Genomic DNA, 21623 nt, shown 5'->3' with positions numbered 1-21623 from the left:
AGCCTTAAATAGTGAACTTCTGGCAGTCTTGATTCAAGCTGCCAGATCTTTCCTCAACAACTCCACTGACACTTCGCAGTTGTTCATTGTTCTGCTCTAACTCTTTCATAGCCGAAGAAATCTGCGTCATACTATCTGCCATTGACTGACTAGTCGTCGCAAGCTCTTTAATGGAAGAAAAAATGACTTCGGTTTGGTGAGATGCTTCATCTGCTTTTTCAGTAATCAACTTAAGCGCGTCCATTGCCTCTTGACCACGGGCACGTCCTGTTGCCATTGAAGATTCAGATTGACCAATATATTGAATTACTTCAGCACTTTCTTTCTTCATGGTGTCAATCGTGCCAGAAATTTCAGTTACTGCATCGACGGTACGAACGGCTAGGCTGCGAACCTCATCTGCTACCACGGCAAAGCCTCGCCCTTGCTCCCCTGCCCTTGCCGCCTCTATGGCTGCATTTAACGCGAGTAAGTTAGTTTGTTCAGCGATACCATTAATGATCTCCATTACAGAATCGACCTTTGAAGACGCTTCTTCTAACAATTGAATATGTCCTGCAGCAGACGTCAATATCGTCCCGACTTCTTCAAGTGACCCGATCGCAGCCCCAATAACTTTGGCCCCCTCTTCAGCCGCGTCCGTTGAAGAACGCGATATTTCAGAAACAAACTCCAACGAATTAGACACCTCTTGAGTCGTTACACTTACTTCCTCTGTTGCTGATGCCAATAGTTGAGTCTGCCCTAATACCTCTGATTGATGGTGAGCCAACATATCTAGGCCTTGGTTTAACTCTACAGCATTACCTGATAGCGCTTGACTGCTATCTTGGACACCTCGAACTAACCCCCCCAGATTTTCACAGCTTTCGTTAATGCTGCTGGCCAATTGGTTAAATTCATCATTAGGGTTTTTTGTCATCGCCATACGCTGAGACAAGTCACCACTTGATACACCGTGCAATACCTGTCGAGTTCTCGCCAACGATTTAGCCAAAGAAGTACTTTGCATAACAAAAATAGCGACGGTAAACACAGCTAACAATACACAAGCCACCAGCACCGACCATAAGGTTTGTTCTGAAGTATTTTCGGCTGATGATTGGTACTGCTGAGAAATCGAACCGAGCTCATCAGTAATAGAGGCGATTAACTGCGTCAGTTGCGCTTTAGAAGTCAGTAACTGCTGTTCAACACTACCTAACTGCTGAGACAATTCACTGACCCTGATAAAGGTAGACTTATATTGCTCGATTTCCTTTTCATATAGTTCCAACATCGCATAAACATTAGACATGCTTTCAAAGCTGCCCATAGCGCGATTAAACAACTTCAAATTCTCTTCATTGGGTTGCAGCAAATAATTTTGTTGAGACTTTACCATTGCCTGAAAATCGGAATTAAGTGTAACCATCCCCGTCTCTTCGATTTTCTTTTCAATCGTATCTGCCAATTGTTTTAGTTCTCCAAGCTTTCCTTCATCGATGGTAAAACCTAGTTCTTGTTTCAAATTTAGCCACGGGTTAGCCGCTGACTCAAAATCATTCACATTCCGGGTTAAATTGTCTGCCTGCTGAGACAAATCAAGCTTGGTGAGAAACTCTGCATCCTTATTCACAGCAGCGACTATTGCTGAGATCTCTTGTGTGGCGGCAGAAACTTGCGAGCCGCTTAAATTATCCAAGTTGCTGCTCAGCGTAAGAATCTTACTCTGCGTTTGATAGATAGACATAGACCCCGTAGAGATATCGCTACTCAAATGATACTGGTCGCTCATTTGGGTCAGTCTTGATGAAGTAAATCCTGCTAAAGCGACAAAGCCCAATGCTAAAACAACCAAAAATAGCATCACCTTTTGCTTTTGCGAAAGTGCAAGCATATCCATAAATAATCCCTTAACATCAGTGGTATGCGTTAATACTTGCCTAGCCAATAATTATCTTTTTATTATTGATTTTCTTATATTTGCAACATTTTTATAACATACATTTTAGCCCAAGTATGTTTTTTTTTCTTATTTAGCAAAATGTTGTTTCTAGGAATCCCTAACTCTATTTAAACCCCACTTTTTGTAATAAAATAACGGGCAAATTACTAAATACGAGATGAGCACATGTCAACAACTGGTCGTATTCATTCATTCGAGTCCTGTGGGACAGTAGACGGACCTGGTATTCGTTTTATTGTCTTTTTGCAAGGTTGCTTAATGCGTTGTATGTACTGTCATAATCGCGATACATGGGATACTCACGGTGGTAAGGAAGTGACCGTTGAAGAAATCATTAATGAAGCAAAATCTTATCGTCACTTTATGAATGCTTCAGGTGGTGGTGTGACTTGTTCCGGTGGTGAGGCTATGCTTCAACCTGAATTTGTTCGCGATTTTTTCCGCGCAGCTCGTTCTGAAGGTATCCACACTTGCCTTGATACCAACGGCTATATTCGTAAGCACACCGAAGTCATTGACGAGGTACTTGAAGCAACAGATTTGGTCATGCTTGATCTTAAGCACATGAAAGATGAGATCCATCATGACTTTATCGGTGTCTCTAATAAAAGAACCTTAGACTTTGCTCGCTACCTGCATAAGATTGGGCAAAAAACATGGATTCGCTATGTCGTCGTCCCTGGTTATACAGATGATGATGAAGCAGCACATATGCTAGGTGACTTCATTAAAGACATGGACAACATTGAAAAGATTGAGCTGCTCCCTTATCACAAGCTTGGCGCTCATAAATGGGAAGCCTTAGGTATCGAGTATCCACTAGAAGGGACTAACCCACCGTCAAAAGAAACCATGGATAATATCGTATCAATTCTTGAGCAATATCACTCAAACGTTAAATACTGATACCACTCAACAACTAATTCGTAAAAAATACCAACCCTCTCGGTTGGTATTTTTTTGAGGTTTACATGGAGTTAAACGAATTACTTGCGCTCTCCTTCGTGCTAGTTGCTCTGTTCTTTGTACGGCGAGATGTCAAAGAAGTATTCCTGCCGAAATTAATCAATGAACGCACGTTTCAGCACGTCACCTTTGCTATCATATTCGCTTTATTCGTACTTTGGTCAGCTGACGCTGGGGTGAAAGAAGGATTATCAATACACTTTCTGGGCATAACGGCGCTAACTTTGATGTACGGTTGGCAAAGTGCGTTCGCCCTCTCTATTATCGTCGCTTTGCTGATGGCTCTGTTTGGTGAGTTTACCTTCTATGCATTTCCAGAGTACCTGCTTTTTTCCTGTTTGATCCCTATTCTTATCAGCTATGGCGTATTCCTAGCGAGTTATCGATATCTGCCAAGGAACATATTCGTGTTTATTTTCATTGCAGGTTTTCTCAATGGCGGTATAACAGGGACTTTTCATCTAATTATCAACTCAGCTTATTTTCTGATTGTTAGTGATTACGACTGGCAAACTATTTTCGATAACTACCTAGTATTTACTCCTCTACTCGCTTTCCCTGAAGGGCTTCTAAATGGTATGACTGCAGCGGTGCTAACCGTTTTTAAACCCGAATTACTGCGGGTATTCTCTGATCGTGACTACATCTACAATCACTATCACAAGTAGTAACGAATTTTGTTGTCCAATCTTTGTGCTTTTCATATTAAATATGTGTTGAGATCATGTTTCACCCCGCAAAGAACAGATAACCTAAGCACATTAAAAATGTATTAGATTATTTTAGTGAGGCCACCATGGAAATGACTAACGCTCAACGTTTGATCCTTTCAAACCAGTATTACCTAATGTCGCAGCTCGACCAGGAGAACGCGGCAAAATACCAGCGTTTACAAACTATTGTAGAGCGCGGCTATGAACTGCAAATGCGAGAGCTAAATAAAGACTTTGGTTGTTTAGTAGAAGCAGAATGTCGAGAAATCATCGACATCATGGAAATGTATCATGCGATGCAAGAATCAAACAAAATGCTCTCTGAACAAGAGCAAGGTGAAGTTGACCAACGTCGTCTAACGTTCTTAGGGTTTGATATCGCTTCTGAAGCACAACTTGTTAACTACGTGCGCTTCTTAGTCGATTCAGAAGGTCTATACCCACAATTCAGTAAAGGCGAGCACCATTTTAACGCTCAAATGCCAATGCTTGAGAAATATCGCCGCATGCTAAATACATGGCGCAACTGCCCTCGCCAATATCATTTATGTGCCAACGAGTTAAAACAGATTTTTAACGCGTAAGAATATTATGAACACACAAAAAAGGGACCACGCGGTCCCTTTTTCTTTGCGTCTGCCTTTATGACAACTTAAATGTAGCAACTTTCGCACTTAGCTCATCTGCTTGGCTCTTAACTTGGTAAGACTCCTCTGAACTTTGATTGACGCCAACCACCAGTTGGTCGGCCACATCTTTGATTGATGTAATGTTTTGGGTGATTTCACTAGTCACATGCGTTTGCTCTTCAGCGGCCGTGGCGATTTGAGTTGCCATATCGCTGATTAATGTCACCGCTTGATTGATCTCGCCAAGCGCATTGGCAGCTCGATCGGCATCTTGTACTGACAGCCCAGCTAAATCAGCACTGCTGTGCATTATCGAGACCGCTCTACCGGTTGTTTCTTGCAGTACAGCAATCGTGTTTTTGATCTCTTCTGTCGAAGAATGAGTTCGTTGCGAAAGGACGCGAACTTCGTCAGCTACCACAGCAAAGCCTCTTCCTTGCTCACCCGCACGTGCTGCTTCAATCGCAGCGTTTAGAGCAAGTAAATTAGTTTGTTCAGCGATACCTTGGATGGTGGCAAGTACGGTTGAGATCTCTTGTCCGTGACGTTCTAACTCACCAACAATATCACTTGCACTTTGTAGCTCGTTGGCAAGTTTGTTGATTGAACCCTTCGTGTTTTCAACCAACTCATGACCATTTTCCGTACTCGCTGTAGAATCTTGAGCAGCTTGTGCCGTTTGCTCTGCATGGGACGCAATCTCTTGTGTCGCACTCGCCAATTCAGTGACTGCGGTCGCAACCATGGTTATCTCTTGTTGCTGGTGATGGATTTCATCCACCGCACTCTGAGCTCTACGAGCGCTGGACTCTGACTGCTGTGTAAGCTGAGAAGACTGCTCCCTTATGTGTCCTATCAGTTGCTGTAAGCTGCCAACAAAAGTATTGAAGTTATGGGCTAGTTTGCCGACTTCATCTTGCGACTCTACTTTAATACGCTGAGTTAAGTCACCGCTACCATTCGCTATCTGCTCTAAAGCCGTAGAGACATTGTTCAACGGACGGAAAAGCATGTTACAAAGAAGGTTAAATAGAATGGTACAGATAACCACAACAATACCGGTGACGAGTAACTGTCCCCAGACTGCACTAAACAACGGTGAAACTAATGAATCATAGTCAACCACAATAACAGTGGTTAAACCGCTATTATCAATAGACTTCGCATAAATAACGGACTCTTTTCCTAGTACATCAACATAGATGTCGTGACCAGAGCTTACCGCCTCCTTAATTGAGCTTTCATTTAAACCCAACTCCAACAAAGACTTGTTAAGTAACTTAGTATCTTGGTGAGCAAAGACGTTGCCTTTATCGTTGGCAATGAACATATAGCCTTCACCTGGAAGAATAACCTTCTCCATTCCACTCAGGATATCAGTAATCTCAACATCCGCACCTAACACAACTTGTTGTCCATGCAACTCTAGAGCCTTACCCAATGAAACAACGTTTGCGCCTGTTGCAGCTGCGATTGTCGGATTGTCCATAAAGACTTTGCTCGGTTGTTTGACTGCATTTTTATACCAGCCCCACTCCCTCGGGTCATCGTTACCCGGAGGCAAAACCACACCATTGGCATTATCTTGCCCACCATCTGGGTAAGCGAGAAAAATGTTGTCGAAATTTCCAGAGTTTTTAACTTGCTTGAGGTGAGTGACAATATCTTCTTTCTTGGATTCTTGAGATAACGAAGTGAGTGCTCTCTCTTTTGACAAAATCCAATCGGAAACATACTGATTATATGAGGAGGCCGTACTTTCTAGGCGTTGCTCCACTTCAACATTTAATCTTTCTAGTGAAGCTCGGAATGAAAGTCCCTCAACCAAAAGTCCCCCGATGACTATGGCAACACTCGCCGAAATTGCGAGCTTATTTTTGAGTGATAGTTTTTTTAGCATGCTTTATTCACTTTTGTTTTATTTATGTATTGAACTTCTATGAGTCACAGTCATTATATTTCGAGGGTAGAAATAAATAATGATCTAACTCGAAAGTTAACAAATTTCTATCGTTAGTGAGAGCTGCTCTCAAAAAGCATGCTTTGACGACTTCGTTAGCTAATTCGAATGACTGCGATGAGTTTAAAACACATAGGCAACACCTAGGTTGGCTGAAGTCGTAACGCCACTTTCAATTAACGGGCTTTCTTCTATTCCACCTTCAATATTGGTGTATCGAACTCCTCCGGTAACGCGTATTTGGGGGGTAACATGCAAATAGCCAGAAGCCCCGATGAAAAACTGACCATCCCAATCGGCATCGAACTCGTCAAAATTTGAACGAGCAGCCTCTTGAGAACTTACACCATATAAGTGGTTGTTCAATCGCTCACTGTTATAAGCAAAGCCCAATGACGGTGTGATACCCCACCCGCTTCTTCGAATCGGTAACCGCCAAACCGTTTCGGCATAAATACCACTGTGACGATGTAAAATGTCACTACCCACAGTGGCTTCAAACAATCCAACTAAAGTGATCACTTGGTAACTTACCCCGCCCAAAACGGTCGCCTTGCGCTCATCCATAAGTCTGATATCAGGGTTGGTGGAGTCTTCCGGTTTTAGTGTACGAGGATCATATGCGGCCCTAAAAACGATGTTTTGCGGGGAACCAACTGGGTACAAGCGGTATCCAGCAGTAAAGCCACGTAAAAAAAGATGCTTACCTTCATAACCGATAAGAGGAATAATTGTTTCATTCGACGGCGTATCTTTATAAACGGCCGGTGAGTAAGAGGCTGCGGCACCAATGGACCATTGGGAAGTTTTTGCCATAGCTTGTGGAGCAACTAACAAGATCGCTACAAGAAGTAACCTTTGCCAAAGAGATTTCAAAACAACACCTAATTCATAATTGGGGTGAATAACGGCGCAATTATATGGAACAGCATACATTTACGCAATAACTCATATTCAACGCAATAATCAAGCCAGCATTATTGAAAAGTACTTATATTTTCTAAAACCACAAAACACTCAAATTGCATAAGCACTCAGCCGCACAAACCAAACAATAATAAGTGACGTAAATGTCTAATTTTGCACATTACATTCGCGGGTGGTCAGACAACTAGCTCTCGGTCACAAATTGCAATTAAACACATATTTTTTAAGCAAAATTCTAAAAACCAACTAATCTTAAGTAAGAAAGGATTTGCTTTTCTATGCGGGTTTATTGTCAGTTTGACAGGTTCAGAGGGGAATTCATTATGAGTATTTTCGACCATTTCCAAGCGCGCTACGAAGCCTCAAAGGATGAGGAGTTATCACTGCAAGAGTTTTTGGCTCTATGTAAGGATGACAAAAGCGCTTATGCCAACGCAGCTGAGCGACTATTAATGGCAATTGGCGAGCCAGAGGTCATTGATACAGCGCAAGACCCACAACTGAGTCGTATTTTCTCCAACCGCGTGATTTCTCGATACGACACATTTAAAGACTTCTACGGTATGGAAGATGCCATCGAGCAGATTGTTTCCTACCTCAAACATGCGGCCCAAGGGCTTGAAGAACGCAAGCAGATTCTTTATCTACTTGGTCCGGTAGGTGGCGGTAAATCGTCTTTAGCCGAAAAACTAAAAGCGTTGATGCAACAAGTTCCAATTTATGTGCTTTCCGCTAACGGTGAACGCAGCCCTGTTAATGATCACCCATTCTGTCTGTTTGATGTCAGTGAAGATGGTGAGCTACTTAAACAAGAATACGGCATAGAAAAACGTTACTTGCGTTCGATTATGTCCCCATGGGCGGCAAAACGACTCCATGAGTTCGGTGGCGACATTTCAAAATTCAAAGTTGTCAAAGTTAGACCTTCCATTCTAGACCAGCTAGCGATTGCTAAAACTGAGCCAGGTGATGAAAACAACCAAGACATTTCGTCGTTGGTTGGTAAAGTCGACATTCGACAACTTGAGCATTTCTCGCAAGACGATCCTGATGCTTACAGCTACTCGGGCGCACTATGTCGAGCTAACCAAGGCTTGATGGAGTTTGTTGAGATGTTTAAAGCGCCAATCAAGGTGCTTCACCCGCTACTTACTGCAACCCAAGAAGGTAACTACAATGGTACGGAAGGTCTATCAGCCCTACCATTTGATGGCATGATTCTCGCCCACTCGAATGAATCAGAGTGGCAAACATTCCGCAACAACAAAAACAACGAGGCATTCCTTGACCGTGTTTACATAGTCAAAGTGCCATACTGCCTGCGCGTTGCGGAAGAAGTAAAGATCTACCAAAAACTGCTCGACCATTCAGAGCTATCGAAAGCGCCATGTTCACCGAGTACGCTAGAACTACTTTCACAATTCAGTATTCTGTCGCGACTTAAAGAGCCAGAGAACTCATCTATATTCTCCAAGATGAGAGTCTACGATGGTGAAACGCTCAAAGACACAGATCCTAAAGCGAAAAGCTATCAAGAGTATCGTGACTTTGCTGGTGTCGATGAAGGCATGTCAGGTCTTTCAACCCGTTTCGCGTTCAAGATTCTATCGCGTGTGTTTAACTTCGATCAGACAGAGGTAGCGGCAAACCCTGTTCACTTGTTCTACGTTATCGAGCAGCAAATTGAACGCGAGCAATTCCCTCAAGAAACGGCAGAGAAGTATCTTGAATTCTTAAAAGGCTACCTAGTACCACGTTACGTTGAGTTTATCGGTAAAGAGATCCAGACTGCGTACCTAGAGTCTTACTCGGAGTACGGTCAGAATATCTTTGACCGCTACGTAACCTACGCAGATTTCTGGATTCAAGACCAAGAATACCGCGATCCAGAAACAGGTCAGCTATTCGACCGCTCTGCATTAAACAATGAACTAGAAAAAATCGAAAAAACAGCCGGTATAAGCAACCCGAAAGATTTCCGTAATGAAATCGTTAACTTTGTGCTTCGTGCTCGCGCCAACAACAATGGTACCAACCCAGTTTGGACAAGCTACGAAAAACTGCGCACTGTGATTGAGAAGAAAATGTTCTCAAATACAGAAGAGTTGCTACCAGTTATCTCCTTCAACACTAAAACCTCTTCTGAAGATCAGAAGAAACACGATGACTTTGTCGCTCGTATGATGGAAAAAGGCTACACAGAGAAACAAGTACGCTTGCTATCTGAATGGTATCTACGCGTTCGTAAATCTTCGTAATAGCAGTGTTTTAGCCCATGAAATCCCTACCAGAGTATAACGCTCTGGTAGGAGATTGGATGAATAAGTGTCTGTCGACATGCAGCGGCAGGCGCATAAGAGATAAGGGGTGACTCATGGCGCAATTTATTGACCGACGACTGAACGGCAAAAATAAAAGTGCGGTAAACCGCCAGCGCTTTTTACGCCGCCATAAAGAGCAGATTAAAGAGTCTGTGGCGGATGCGGTAAATCGCCGTTCAATCACCAACACTGAAACCGGTGAAGACGTATCCATTCCGCATAAAGACATTAAAGAGCCCGTCTTTCATCAAGGCAAAGGTGGTTTGAAGGAACGTGTCCATCCGGGTAATGACCAGTTCATTACCGGAGATAAAATCGAACGGCCTAAAGGTGGCGGACAAGGCGGAGGTTCTGGCGAGGGCGAAGCCAGTGCTGACGGCGAAGGCCAAGACGATTTTGTATTCCAGATTTCTAAAGACGAGTATTTAGACATTCTATTTGAAGATCTAGAGTTACCAAACTTAGAAAAAAACCAAATCGCCAAAATCACCGAATGGAAAACTCATCGCGCTGGCTATCAAACCGCTGGTGTGCCAGCAAATATCGCGATTGTAAAATCGCTTCAACAGTCACTTGCGCGCCGAACCGCCATGACTGCAGGCAAAAAGCGCATGTTGCGTGAACTCGAAGAAGAGCTCGACCGCGTTAAAATGTCTGAGCCAGCGCAAATGCTCGAAGAGAAGCGTCTTCAAGAAGAGATAAAAGCACTGCGTCGTAAGTTAGACACCGTACCGTTCATTGATACCTTTGATTTGCGCTTCAAGAACTATGAGCGCCGACCTGTGCCATCTAGCCAAGCGGTTATGTTCTGTCTTATGGATGTGTCTGGCTCTATGGACCAAGCAACCAAAGACATCGCGAAGCGCTTTTACGTGCTTCTTTACTTATTCCTAACTCGTACCTACGAGAACGTAGAAGTGGTGTTTATTCGTCACCATACCCAAGCAAAAGAAGTCGATGAACACGAGTTTTTCTACTCGCAAGAAACCGGGGGAACTATAGTTTCAAGCGCGCTAAAACTGATGAACGAAATTGTTGCAGACCGCTACCCTGTTGGAGAGTGGAATATATACGCAGCTCAAGCCTCAGATGGTGATAACTGGGCAGACGATTCACCGCGATGCCGTGAGCTTCTCACCAAAAACTTATTGCCAAACTGCCAATACTACTCATACATCGAAATCACTCGCCGCTCTCATCAAACCTTGTGGCATGAGTACGAAAAGCTTGAGGGAGCATTCCCTAACTTTGCGATGAAAAACATTCGCAGCGTTGAGGATATCTTCCCCGTCTTTAGAGAGCTTTTCAAAAAAGAGACTGCTTAGGGAGGCTGTATGACAACGAAAACGAAAAAGCCAACAAAGAGTAAGGCGCTGCCAGATGGACCTGATTGGACATTCGATCTGCTTGACCAATACCACACTGAAATAAAACGCGTTGCTGATCACTATAAGCTTGATGCTTATCCTAACCAAATTGAAGTCATTACTTCTGAGCAAATGATGGACGCCTATTCAAGTATTGGTATGCCTATCAATTACAATCACTGGTCATTTGGTAAGAAGTTTATTCAAACTGAACAAGGGTACAAACATGGTCAAATGGGTTTGGCCTATGAAATCGTCATCAACTCAAATCCATGTATCGCCTATTTAATGGAAGAGAACACCGTTACGATGCAAGCCTTAGTCATGGCCCATGCTTGCTACGGTCACAATTCATTTTTCAAAGGTAACTACTTATTCCAGACTTGGACCGATGCAAGTTCAATCATTGATTACCTATTGTTTGCTAAAAACTACATTGCTGAGTGTGAGCAAAAATACGGTGTTCAAGAAGTTGAGGACCTACTCGACTCCTGTCATGCGTTAATGAACTTTGGTGTCGACCGCTATAAACGACCAGAGAAGATCTCGATTGCTGAAGAGAAGTCTCGCCAAGAAGAGCGTGAAGCTTACCTTCAGTCGCAGGTTAATGACTTATGGCGCACGGTTCCGAAATCCACCGTTGAGCCTGAAAGCCAGAAAATACGTTTTCCGACCGAACCACAGGAAAATATCCTCTACTTCATAGAAAAACACGCGCCTTTACTTGAATCGTGGCAACGCGAAATCGTGCGTATCGTACGTAAGATCAGCCAGTACTTCTATCCACAGAAACAAACTCAGGTTATGAATGAAGGTTGGGCAACTTTCTGGCACTACACCATTCTCAATCACTTATATGATGAAGGCTTGGTTACGGATAGATTCATCCTAGAGTTTCTCCATAGTCATACTGGTGTTGTCGCACAACCGGCCTACAACAGCCCTTACTTCAGCGGTATTAACCCTTACGCATTAGGCTTTGCTATGTTCCGCGATATTCGACGTATCTGTGAAGAGCCAACTGACGAGGACAAAGAGTGGTTCCCAGACTTGGCTGGAACAGACTGGCTTGAAGCGGTGCATTTCGCTATGCAGAACTTCAAAGACGAAAGCTTTATCAGCCAGTACTTGTCGCCTAAGCTAATGCGCGACTTCAAACTGTTTGCCATCGTCGACGACGACCGTAAAAACTACATCGAGGTAAGTGCCATTCACGACGATAGTGGCTATCGCGCAATCAGAGAAAAACTTGCGGCTCAATATAACTTGAGTAACTTAGAGCCAAACATCCAAGTGTTTAACGTTGACGTGCGTGGCGATCGCTCGCTCACGCTACAATACGTACCACATGACCGTATTCCTCTTGATGAGGGCTACGACGAAGTTCTCAAACACCTTTATCGCTTATGGGGATTTGACGTCATTCTTGAAGAGGTGAAAGACAGTGGTCGCAGAGAAATTCTCGGTACCTGCCCTAAACGAAACGACTATGATGGCAAAATATAAAACTCAACAATGACAAAAGGCCCCGAGGGGCCTTTTTTATACGGTCTATCTTATTGTTTGGCGACAATGCTTCGAACCACTTCTAGGTCCTCTGGCGTATCGACACCTGCGACTGGTGCTTCCTTCGCCACTTCAACATGGATCTTTTCCCCATACCAAAGTACACGTAGCTGTTCTAAACACTCTATCTTTTCAAGCGCTGTTGGCTCCCAGTTGATATAGGTGTTTATAAACCCTGCACGATAAGCATAAATACCGATATGGCGCATCAGTGGTTGTTTAATGATTTTGGTATCTTCCGCAAAGCTGTCGCGATCCCAAGGAATCGTTGCGCGGCTAAAATACATCGCATAACCATCTTTATCCGTCAGCACCTTAACCGCATTCGGGTTAAAGACTTCCGCTTCATCACTGATCTCAACTGCCAACGTGGACATAGGTGCTCGGCTATTCGCCAAGTTCTCTGCAACTTGAGTAATGATAGAAGGTGGAATTAAAGGTTCATCCCCTTGAACATTCACGATGATATGATCGTCTGGGATCGCCATTTTCTCAACCACTTCAGCAAGGCGCTCAGTGCCTGACTCATGGTTTGGTGAAGTCATGCAAACTTGCCCACCAAAAGACTCAACCGCTTGCTCTACTCGGCTATCATCAGTTGCAACGATTACCTTATCAGCACCCGCTTGGACTGCCTGTTCATAAACCCATTGAATCATAGGCTTACCACAGATATCCGCCAGCGGCTTACCAGGTAAACGGGTCGACTGATAACGCGCGGGGATAACAACCGTAAACGACATTATCTGCCCTCGTCCATACTAACTTTGCGCGCTTCAGGTTCTAGAAGCACCGGAATACCTTCTTTGATCGGATATGCAAGACGGTCTAATTTACACACTAGCTCTTGCTTGTCCTTATCGAACGTTAGTTTTCCCTTACATACTGGACATGCAACAATCTCAAGCAGACGATGATCCATACTGTTCCTTAACCTCTTTAATCTTATTTAAGATGCGCGCTTTATCTGCATCTTCAAACTCAGCACTGACAGGTAAATACCACCAGTTCTCTTTCGCATAATGCGCGCATTTTACCGCGTCTTTTTCTGTCATAATCAAGTGTTCGCCTTTGGCAGCGAGCGCCTCTAAATCAGACAGTTCAAAATCTTTATGATCGGCAAAGCCTTGTTGATAAGAAGGCTTTGCACCTAACTGTTCAAGTGTCTTGAAGAATCGTGGAGGGTGGCCGATCCCAGCCATCGCAACGAGATTATCTTTCAGCTCCGTGACACTCAAGCGTTGACCCGTTTTCATATTTACCGCTTGAGTCGGCTTTAACACCATAGCGGCTTCATTTTGTAACGCTTGACCACCATTGGTAATGATAAAATCTACCTCAGCTAACCTAACGGTAGACTCGCGTAACGGACCTAACGGAATCAAGGACTCACTACCAAAACGTCTCACGCCATCAACCACGACAATCTCAATATCACGTTGTAACGCATAATGTTGAAGACCATCATCGGTAATAACGATATCAACACCTAACGGTAGTAGAGCCTTTACAGCTTCACTTCTAACCGGTGAAACGGCTACTGGCGCACTTGTGCGTTTAAAAATTAGCTTAGGCTCATCACCACAGTGCTTAGCTGATGTCTCATTGCCCACCAACAACGGGTAATGCGGCGCCTTCGCCCCATAACCACGTGAAACCACCCCTGGCTTATAGCCCAACGCTTGAAGTTGCTCAACCAACCAAATGACTACTGGCGTCTTACCATTACCACCAGCGGTAATATTACCCACCACAATCACAGGCACAGGAGCGCGATAACTTGCGCTTTTACCTGTTTGATACTTGTTACGGCGAGAACGACTTACCAATCCAAACAAAATACTGAGCGGCCACAATAGCGGCCACAATAAATATTTTAGTGGATGATTCTCAAACCAAATCTTTTCAATCAAAGCTAGGCACCGAATTGAATTCGATGAAGCTGAGCGTAAGCACCATCTTTCTCAATGAGCGCGCTGTGATTACCACGTTCAACGATTTCACCTTCATCCACAACCAAAATTTCATCGGCATTTTCAATCGTAGACAGACGGTGGGCAATGACCAACACTGTTTTGTTCTTTTGCAGTTCATCCAGAGCCGACTGAATTGCCTTTTCCGACTCAGTATCAAGCGCAGATGTCGCCTCATCGAGAATCAGTACAGGTGCATCACGTAATAGTGCACGTGCAATCGCGATACGCTGACGCTGACCACCAGACAGACTTGCGCCGTTTTCACCAATAACCGTATCTAAGCCATCATCCATCTTCTCGATAAAGTCCATAGCATAGGCTAAACGCGCGGCTTCTTCGATTTGCTCACGACTGTATTGCTCGGTTGCCGCATAAGCAATATTGTTGGCGATTGTGTCGTTAAACAAGTGAACGTTTTGCGATACTAAAGCGAAGTGCGAACGTAGATTACTTAAGGTGTAATCACGGATGTCATGCTCATCAAGACAAATATTGCCCGCATCTACATCGTAGAAACGGGTAAATAGGTTAGCAATGGTACTCTTACCCGAACCTGAACGACCCACAAGCGCAATGGTTTTGCCTTTCGGGATTTTAAAACTGACATTATTCAGTGCTGGCTTCTCTTTACCTTCATAGGTAAAGGTCACTTCTTTCACTTCAATATCACCACGCGCTTTCTCAGTTTGGTACTTACCGTTGTCTTGCTCGGTCTCTAAGTCCATTAGAGCAAACAAGGTTTGGCTAGCTGCCATACCACGTTGGAAATCAGAGGTAACGCTGGTCAACGCTTTCAGCGGTCGCATTAGTGCAAACATGGCAGAGAACACGACGGTAAACGTTCCCGGTGTAAGTTCTGTGCGGATTGATTCAACACTCGCCAAAAACAGGACTACTACCAGAGCGATAGACGCAATCACTTGAATCACTGGGTTGGCAATCGCTTGAGCCGCGACCATTTTCATTGATTGCTGACGCATCTGATTGCTCACAGAATCAAAACGCTCACTTTCGACATGCTGTCCACCGTAGCTCAAAACCACTTTATGGCCTTTTAGCATCTGCTCTGCGGACGAGGTGACATGCCCCATAGTTTCCTGCATGTTTTTGGAGATTTTACGGAAGCGTTTCGAAACAAAACCAATTCCCCATGCCACGATCGGTGCAATAACGATCAATACCAGTGATAGCTGCCAACTGTTCCAGAACATAAGGATAAGCAAGCCAATAATACTTGCACCTTCACGCACAATACTCACCAAAGCTCGACTCGTTGCCCCCGCAACTTGTTCAGAGTCATAGGTAATGCGAGATAGCAGACCACCAGCGGATTCTTTATCAAAGTAAGAAACTGGCATATGCATGAATTGGTTAAAGATAGAGCGTCTCATCTCCATAACCACGTTGCCGGAAACCCAGCTCAAACAGTATGTTGAAACGAAACCACTAAGGCCTCGCACCACCATCATGCCGAAAATAATAAAAGGGAGAATTCTTAGGAAGTTAGATTCTGCATCGCCAAAACCTTCATCAAGCAAGGGTTTGACCAATGACATCATGTAAGTGTCAGCAGCAGCATTAATAATGAGAGCAACAACAGCTACAGCGAGGCCCGCTTTGTACTGTCGAATATAGATCCACAGGCGTTGAAAGGTTTGCCACGTGGTTTCGTCTTGATTCAGAGACATAGAGTTGCTTATTTTTCTTTTACAATATTGCGGCTATTCTACTCCGTTACGTAGCATCTGCCTATACCAAGTCTTACCTTTGCGCGCCCTTAGCGCACTAACCTGATAACTTTGCGGATAAACATTGAACAACACTTGACCAAAATGCCCAGTATCCATCCATTGCGCACCTACTTTTTGGTATCTCTCAACCACATTTTCATCCGGCAACCGCCATCTTCCCCCTTTAGCCACAGACGCAACTGCAACTTCGGGACTAACCGCTGCAATAAACGCGGGAATTGATGAAGTTTTACTGCCGTGATGGGGAACGATTAAGATATCTGAATCCAATTGTTCGCCCTCCCTTACTAAAATCCATTCTGCGATGGCTTCAATATCTCCCGCCAACAACAGCGCAGTTGGACTCTCTTGATGTTGGAGTTTAAACACACACGAGTGAGGGTTATAAGCTCTACTCGTCAATTTGGGCGGCCATAATGACTCTATTGTGATCTTTCCCCATTGCCAAGAGCGCCCTGCGACACACGGTTCGAAAGACTCTCCCGACTGACTAGTCAGTATCTTGCTAGGATTCCACTGCTGTTTTATTGCTTGCAAGCCTCCCGCGTGGTCATTGTCAAAATGGCTGATAGCAAGTACATCTAACTGAGTAATCCCTCGTGCAATCATTAATGGCGTCACAACCTGTTCAGCCATACTAGAGTTTTGCCAAGCGGCACCAGTATCGTAAACAAAAGCCCTATTCTGCTGCTGAACAAGAATAGATAAGCCATGACCAACATCAAGTACAACAATTTGCCACAGTGGCGTATCCCACCACTCAACTAAGCTTAAGCCTGCACTCAACGTCAGTAACGTTGTAAATCGCCTCGACACTAAACGACTTATTATCAGCGCAGCTAAGATGCAAAGAAGCCACAACAGTGTTTGTCTCGAAACATCAAACCAAGTCCATTGAGCATATTCCATCGCCCAGTTCACTGGCATTAAACTGAGATTTAGCCACTCCCAAGGGAATTCAAACCAAGGAAACATTAGGTGGCTAGCAAAGGAGAAAAAGACGAGCGGTATGACCAAAACAGTAAACCAAGGCACAAAGACAAGGTTGTAGGCAATAGCGCCTAAGCTAACACCATGAAACAGATATACGACTAGTGGGGCCATCAAAACCACGAGAAACAGCTGAACTTTTACTGCTTGGACAACTAGATTCCCTCGCACTTTACCTCTGGACTGGTAAAGAAAAATCACCCCAACCGCGACCATAGACATCCAAAGACTTGGAGAAACAACAGAAAATGGCTCCAACAAGAGTAACAAGCTCAACACAAGTAGCCACTTAAATGAGTTGGGAAGCTGACCGGCAAGCGGCTTTAATATACACAGCAACAAACACATGGTGACCGCTCGCTCTGTGGGAATAGAAAATCCAGCCAACCAAGCGTAACCAATAGCAGATGCTAGGCCAATCAAGACGGGAGCGTTCAAGAACAAAACATGAACTTTGAGCAAAGTAAGCCCGATATACCAACCGATAGCAAACGCGATGCCGACGTGAAGGCCAGATATCGCAATAAGATGACTAAGGCCACTGGTTTTAAGCATCTGCCAATTTTGCTGGGTAATTCCCTCTCGATCTCCAAACATAAGCGCCAGTATCATTGCTTGATTGTCGAGTGATTGCGTTTTAAGTGTAACTGCGTCTATCAACCGCGTTCGAAGTGAAGGCTGACTCGTTACGAAAAAGCTCTTCTTTCTATCGACTGAACCAGTGCCAACTACCCCTTGAAATAGTGCATGTCGCTCAGCATCAAACCCAACGCCATTCAGCAAACCGTAAATCGGTTTTACCGAAATGCTTGCCGTCACTCGGTCACCCAAATCCAAACGTATTGGACTAGTTAGACGCATTTTAGGTTGGTTAAAGGTGGTTAAGGCTTCGCCATTGATTGATCTAACTACAACAATACCTTGAAAGCCGAAATTTATTGGTTTAAAAAGGCTGTCAACGTCAGCGATTATGGTAATATCCTGACCAGCTTGAAAAAGTGTTTCTGTTTGATATCGCAATAAGTTGCCGTGCATCAGGATGACAACACACGCTAAAGCTAGTCCCAGGAAGCCTCTTGCTTTTCTATACTTGGTTGAAATAACCAGTACAGCTAAAGCTATAAACAGGTAATCTAATTTCGGCATTATCAGCCAGTACGGGCTAGTTGTGATCAACAAAGAGAATGAAATTAGCGTCCAGTAATGTAAGTAGAGAGTCATTTCCCTATGCCAAGAAAATTCATTAAGCGCTTTATGCCTGACCACGAAGTAATAAAACGTCAAAAGGCACTAAAGATTTTTGGCAATGTGCTGTATAACCCAAACCTCTGGTGTCTTAACCGTCGCTCCGCCTCTGGTGCATTCGCAGTGGGTTTATTTATGGCTTTCGTCCCACTACCAAGCCAGATGATTATGGCGGCAGGGTTAGCGATCGCCTGCGGTGTCAACTTACCACTCTCTGTCGCACTTGTTTGGGTAAGTAACCCTGTCACTATGCCCGTCTTGTTCTATTTCGCATATAAAGTCGGTGCTTGGGCGATGCATGTCCCCCCTCAGCATTTCCACTTTGAGCTTTCTTGGGAGTTCATCCTTCATCAAATGAGCACGATAGGCCCTCCATTCCTACTCGGCTGTCTAATCTGTGGCGTTTTATCAGCGATGTTAGGCTATTTTGGTATCAGAGCTCTGTGGCGCTACTCAGTAGTACGAAGTTGGCAACAAAGAAAAATCAGAATAGGTAATCTACTCAAGAAGTAAACGCCAGCAGACGCAATTTCGGGTGAGTTAATATTCATTTGAAAGCAGATGAAAAGTGAGAATGACAAAATAGACTCACCGACAGTGTTCAACCAAAAAGGGAAAAGCCTCTGCTTTTCCCTTTTTATTTATCACAACAAATTTATCTACAGCTGATTAAAATCCGTATCCCGCAGCGCCAAAAGCAGCAATTCGCCATCCTCTGCTACTCTAAACTCACCATATGTCGCAGCGTCTAACTCTTCTGCTCTGCCCTCTTGAAAGAAATACGCGTTAGTAGCAAATTTTACTTGCCCCGATCTCAGTCTAAACTGCAATGCGACTTGAGAGCTTGGCGAGCGTTCTGTCGAAGTCGACACAAACTGAGCGACACGATTGCTATCGAGCTCAATGTTCACAAAACCGTCGACTGCCGCACTGTATCTGTCTCTCATACCCTTGTCGGCTAATTCACGGATGACATCTTCGCTAAGTTCAAAATTGAGTACCATATAGTCACCTTGCATCAGAGAACGAGGATCAACTGGAGCTAGCTTGAGTAGAACAACCTGCCCATGCTCCAAAAGCTGCTCTTTTTGATATATGGACCAATTGACCGCAACTAACGCCAAAACAAGCGTAACGATATAGATAGTTTTTCGCATACGACTACCCCTTTGCTTGGTTTAGCACTTTGTTGAACACTAAGTAGCTAAATAACATGACTAAGGAGACAGACATGAGTACCCCAGATTTAAACAGCAATGTCGTTTCCATCATGTAATAGTATGTTGAGCTATACACGAGCAAGGCTGTCACGCCCAACCCCATCATCACTCTGTCGCTGTTTGCGAAGGCAGTGATGAGTATCATCAAACTCGCTCCTATGCCGGGAGCCATACAGGTTAATACGCCCACCAGAATAGTGAAGAGCCCGCCTAATTTAGCCACAATTGAGTTGAGCCGCACTTGGTGGAAGTGAAATAAGTACCACGCAGTAACAAAAACACTCAAAACATAGGTGATGGGAGCAACCCAGGGCGGTAAAGAAAATGTGGTGTCCGATATTGAAACCAGAGCACTCTCTACTTCCGCTCGAAAGATCTGAATACACATCAGCAATACTATCGATATCACCAACCCGTATTTTATACCTGACATGAGCCGATAAAGTGCCGGAAAACGAAATTCATTAAGTGAGAGCCACACCATAGGTGCTAGCAAAATGCTACTCAACAAATATGAAAGTCCACAAGAAATGAGTAACGCTGACAGAGCTAAGCAGCAACTTAGGGTAGACCAGACTCGATGAATCATACTCCGCATGATGACTGCCAGTCCTGCTTGCAACATTGCAAACAAGAATAAGATAACCTGCACTTGCTCGAGCGGCATTAGTGCCCAAACAAATAGCACTTGCGCCGAAAAGCTTAACGCGAGGGCAAGGTGTTCCAAAAACTCATTATTAGGCGCTGACAGTATCCGCTGCGCGACCGCCAACATGATCACAGACACCGCCGCAGAAGCCATTTCACTTTGGAAAAACGAATAAAAAGATCCAAAGAAAATACCCAGTAAACACATGCCTCCTAGCCAACCTGATATTGCCAGTAACAATTTGACATACCAAGGAAAACCGCTTGGCGCCTCATTGAACATGCTTTCAGACATTACATTTGCTTCGATAAGCTTGTTTCTTAGCGGCTTATTCATCACAAACGCCCCTCGCTTTGAACATTTTTCAGCCAAGCGGCAGCAATTACTCCAGTGACGATTACGAGTATTGTGAGTATGAGGAAATAGGCTAGCTCATCGATACCTTGTATGCTTTTTGCCACAAAAGTTACCGTCACTAAGATAAGCGAAAGACATCCTCCCGTGAGCATAAACAGGTCTAGGGTACGTCTTCGATAGTAGTAATAGACACAAATAAGAGAAGCCCCCCAAGCTAACATCGATACAGGCGTATCACTGCTTGCGTTAACCAAAGAAGACCAAACAATATAGGTAATAATGACACCAGACACTGTCCCGAGTATATGCAGCATCCACTTTTTCTGCATCCACGCATGTGACATGCTCAGAAATTGCCATAAGCACAAAGCACTCGAGTTAAACAAAAACAGCACCCACGACACACTATCTAAAGCGTCAACGAACAACAATTGATTAGGTGAAAATGTGTCGAGGTAAAGAGCGATCGAGAGATTGCTTAATACGAGCCATAATATCCATGCTGGGATAAAGCGTGTGACAATGACCCAAGGTGTAATAAGCACTAGCCAACCGGCGAAAAGCTGCCATGTATCGGCACCTGTTTGATAAGTTTGGCCGAATACAGCCAGCAGAGCCCCGATTAATAGACACGAAACAATAGCGGCTGCATTAGCAAGCAACTTATGTCTATCGGCTTTAACATAGACAACAACAGATATAATTAGGCAGGATTCAATAAGGGCAAACTTGGCGAATCGGCCTAGATCGGCCCAGTTGTAGGCGAAAAAGAAAATCAAAGACAGACTGAACGCTAAGCTACCCAGCCAAACAAACAATTGATTAAAAAAGCGAACCCATGCTTGGGGAACAGGCTTTATTTCAGCGAGCTCCTTCGCTCGTTCTATAGTGTCGGAAGTAACGATTCCACGCTCAACAAGATCAACAAGCTCTTTTCTCATTGATTTGATTCCTTTTGCTCTATTGGCATTGTCTCCTCAACCAAATACTCAGAGGCACTATCTGGCTGAGTAAACATCAAATTAGAGGCAAACGGAT

At 44.1% G+C, this 21623-nt stretch carries 18 protein-coding genes; 7 read left to right on the top strand and 11 right to left on the bottom strand.

Translation table 11 applies throughout. The features are described from left to right. Positions 1-4: 4 nt before the first annotated feature. A complete protein-coding gene (locus AC6R16_RS08520; protein ID WP_500674128.1) occupies positions 5-1885 on the bottom strand; it encodes a methyl-accepting chemotaxis protein in 1881 nt (626 codons plus the stop codon). 228 nt (positions 1886-2113) lie between these two features. Between AC6R16_RS08520 and pflA the strand changes: the two genes are divergently transcribed. From pflA to AC6R16_RS08505, 3 genes are all read left to right on the top strand, one after another. Further along, complete coding sequence (gene pflA / locus AC6R16_RS08515) at positions 2114-2854, top strand: pyruvate formate lyase 1-activating protein (RefSeq protein ID WP_500641860.1); 741 nt, start codon at positions 2114-2116, stop codon at positions 2852-2854. A 65-nt stretch (positions 2855-2919) separates the two neighbouring features. Then, positions 2920-3582: an energy-coupling factor ABC transporter permease gene (locus AC6R16_RS08510; RefSeq protein ID WP_500674127.1), complete on the top strand. Its 663-nt coding sequence runs from the start codon at positions 2920-2922 to the stop codon at positions 3580-3582. Positions 3583-3710: 128 nt separating this feature from the next. Beyond that, the gene (locus AC6R16_RS08505; RefSeq protein ID WP_004743860.1) at positions 3711-4211 is read left to right on the top strand and encodes a YfbU family protein; all 501 of its coding nucleotides are present in this window, start codon (positions 3711-3713) and stop codon (positions 4209-4211) included. A gap of 58 nt (positions 4212-4269) precedes the next feature. Here the strand turns inward: AC6R16_RS08505 and AC6R16_RS08500 are convergent, their stop codons facing one another. Beyond that, positions 4270-6156, bottom strand: coding sequence for a methyl-accepting chemotaxis protein (locus AC6R16_RS08500; RefSeq protein WP_500674126.1), 1887 nt, complete (start codon positions 6154-6156; stop codon positions 4270-4272). Between the two features lie 183 nt (positions 6157-6339). After that, entirely contained in the window at positions 6340-7032 is a 693-nt protein-coding gene (locus AC6R16_RS08495) for a MipA/OmpV family protein (RefSeq protein ID WP_500674218.1), read from the bottom strand. A 434-nt stretch (positions 7033-7466) separates the two neighbouring features. Here AC6R16_RS08495 and AC6R16_RS08490 point away from each other — a divergent pair, with 434 nt between their 5' ends. From AC6R16_RS08490 to AC6R16_RS08480, 3 genes are all read left to right on the top strand, one after another. Then, complete coding sequence (locus tag AC6R16_RS08490; RefSeq protein ID WP_004747033.1) at positions 7467-9401, top strand: PrkA family serine protein kinase; 1935 nt, start codon at positions 7467-7469, stop codon at positions 9399-9401. Between the two features lie 116 nt (positions 9402-9517). Further along, positions 9518-10789 carry a YeaH/YhbH family protein gene (locus AC6R16_RS08485; protein WP_004747028.1) on the top strand — a complete coding sequence of 424 codons (1272 nt, stop codon included), beginning with the start codon at positions 9518-9520 and terminating at the stop codon, positions 10787-10789. Between the two features lie 9 nt (positions 10790-10798). Further along, positions 10799-12337, top strand: coding sequence for a SpoVR family protein (locus AC6R16_RS08480; RefSeq protein ID WP_004747026.1), 1539 nt, complete (start codon positions 10799-10801; stop codon positions 12335-12337). Between the two features lie 50 nt (positions 12338-12387). Here AC6R16_RS08480 and kdsB read toward each other — a convergent pair whose 3' ends face one another. From kdsB to AC6R16_RS08455, 5 genes are read right to left on the bottom strand one after another with little or no spacing between them, the layout of a single operon-like run. Next, the gene (gene kdsB, locus AC6R16_RS08475; RefSeq protein WP_500674125.1) at positions 12388-13140 is read right to left on the bottom strand and encodes a 3-deoxy-manno-octulosonate cytidylyltransferase; all 753 of its coding nucleotides are present in this window, start codon (positions 13138-13140) and stop codon (positions 12388-12390) included. Then, a complete protein-coding gene (locus AC6R16_RS08470; protein WP_004747022.1) occupies positions 13140-13319 on the bottom strand; it encodes a Trm112 family protein in 180 nt (59 codons plus the stop codon). The genes kdsB and AC6R16_RS08470 overlap by 1 nt, the downstream gene beginning before the upstream one ends. Beyond that, on the bottom strand, positions 13300-14310 hold the full coding sequence (gene lpxK, locus AC6R16_RS08465) for a tetraacyldisaccharide 4'-kinase (RefSeq protein WP_500674124.1): 1011 nt from the start codon (positions 14308-14310) through the stop codon (positions 13300-13302). Before lpxK ends, AC6R16_RS08470 begins: the two co-directional genes overlap by 20 nt. 2 nt (positions 14311-14312) lie before the next feature. Beyond that, a complete protein-coding gene (gene msbA / locus AC6R16_RS08460) occupies positions 14313-16061 on the bottom strand; it encodes a lipid A ABC transporter ATP-binding protein/permease MsbA (protein WP_500674123.1) in 1749 nt (582 codons plus the stop codon). A gap of 33 nt (positions 16062-16094) precedes the next feature. Continuing rightward, the gene (locus AC6R16_RS08455) at positions 16095-18260 is read right to left on the bottom strand and encodes a DNA internalization-related competence protein ComEC/Rec2 (RefSeq protein ID WP_500674122.1); all 2166 of its coding nucleotides are present in this window, start codon (positions 18258-18260) and stop codon (positions 16095-16097) included. An 81-nt stretch (positions 18261-18341) separates the two neighbouring features. Here AC6R16_RS08455 and AC6R16_RS08450 point away from each other — a divergent pair, with 81 nt between their 5' ends. Then, positions 18342-18872: a DUF2062 domain-containing protein gene (locus AC6R16_RS08450; protein ID WP_500674121.1), complete on the top strand. Its 531-nt coding sequence runs from the start codon at positions 18342-18344 to the stop codon at positions 18870-18872. Positions 18873-19018: 146 nt separating this feature from the next. On the opposite strand, the gene AC6R16_RS08445 is transcribed toward AC6R16_RS08450, so the two are convergent. The 3 genes from AC6R16_RS08445 to AC6R16_RS08435 are packed head-to-tail and all read right to left on the bottom strand — an operon-like array spanning position 19019 to position 21526. Next, positions 19019-19516 (bottom strand): GDYXXLXY domain-containing protein, encoded by a 498-nt coding sequence (locus AC6R16_RS08445; RefSeq protein ID WP_500674120.1) that lies wholly within the window; start codon positions 19514-19516, stop codon positions 19019-19021. 4 nt (positions 19517-19520) lie between these two features. Then, positions 19521-20564: a DUF4401 domain-containing protein gene (locus tag AC6R16_RS08440; protein ID WP_500674119.1), complete on the bottom strand. Its 1044-nt coding sequence runs from the start codon at positions 20562-20564 to the stop codon at positions 19521-19523. Continuing rightward, entirely contained in the window at positions 20564-21526 is a 963-nt protein-coding gene (locus AC6R16_RS08435) for a DUF2157 domain-containing protein (protein WP_500674118.1), read from the bottom strand. The genes AC6R16_RS08440 and AC6R16_RS08435 overlap by 1 nt, the downstream gene beginning before the upstream one ends. Positions 21527-21623: the final 97 nt, after the last annotated feature.

It is taken from the genome of Vibrio sp. R10-SG3-ISO10, assembly GCF_059834185.1.
This window is presented reverse-complemented; position numbering and strand designations above follow the sequence as displayed.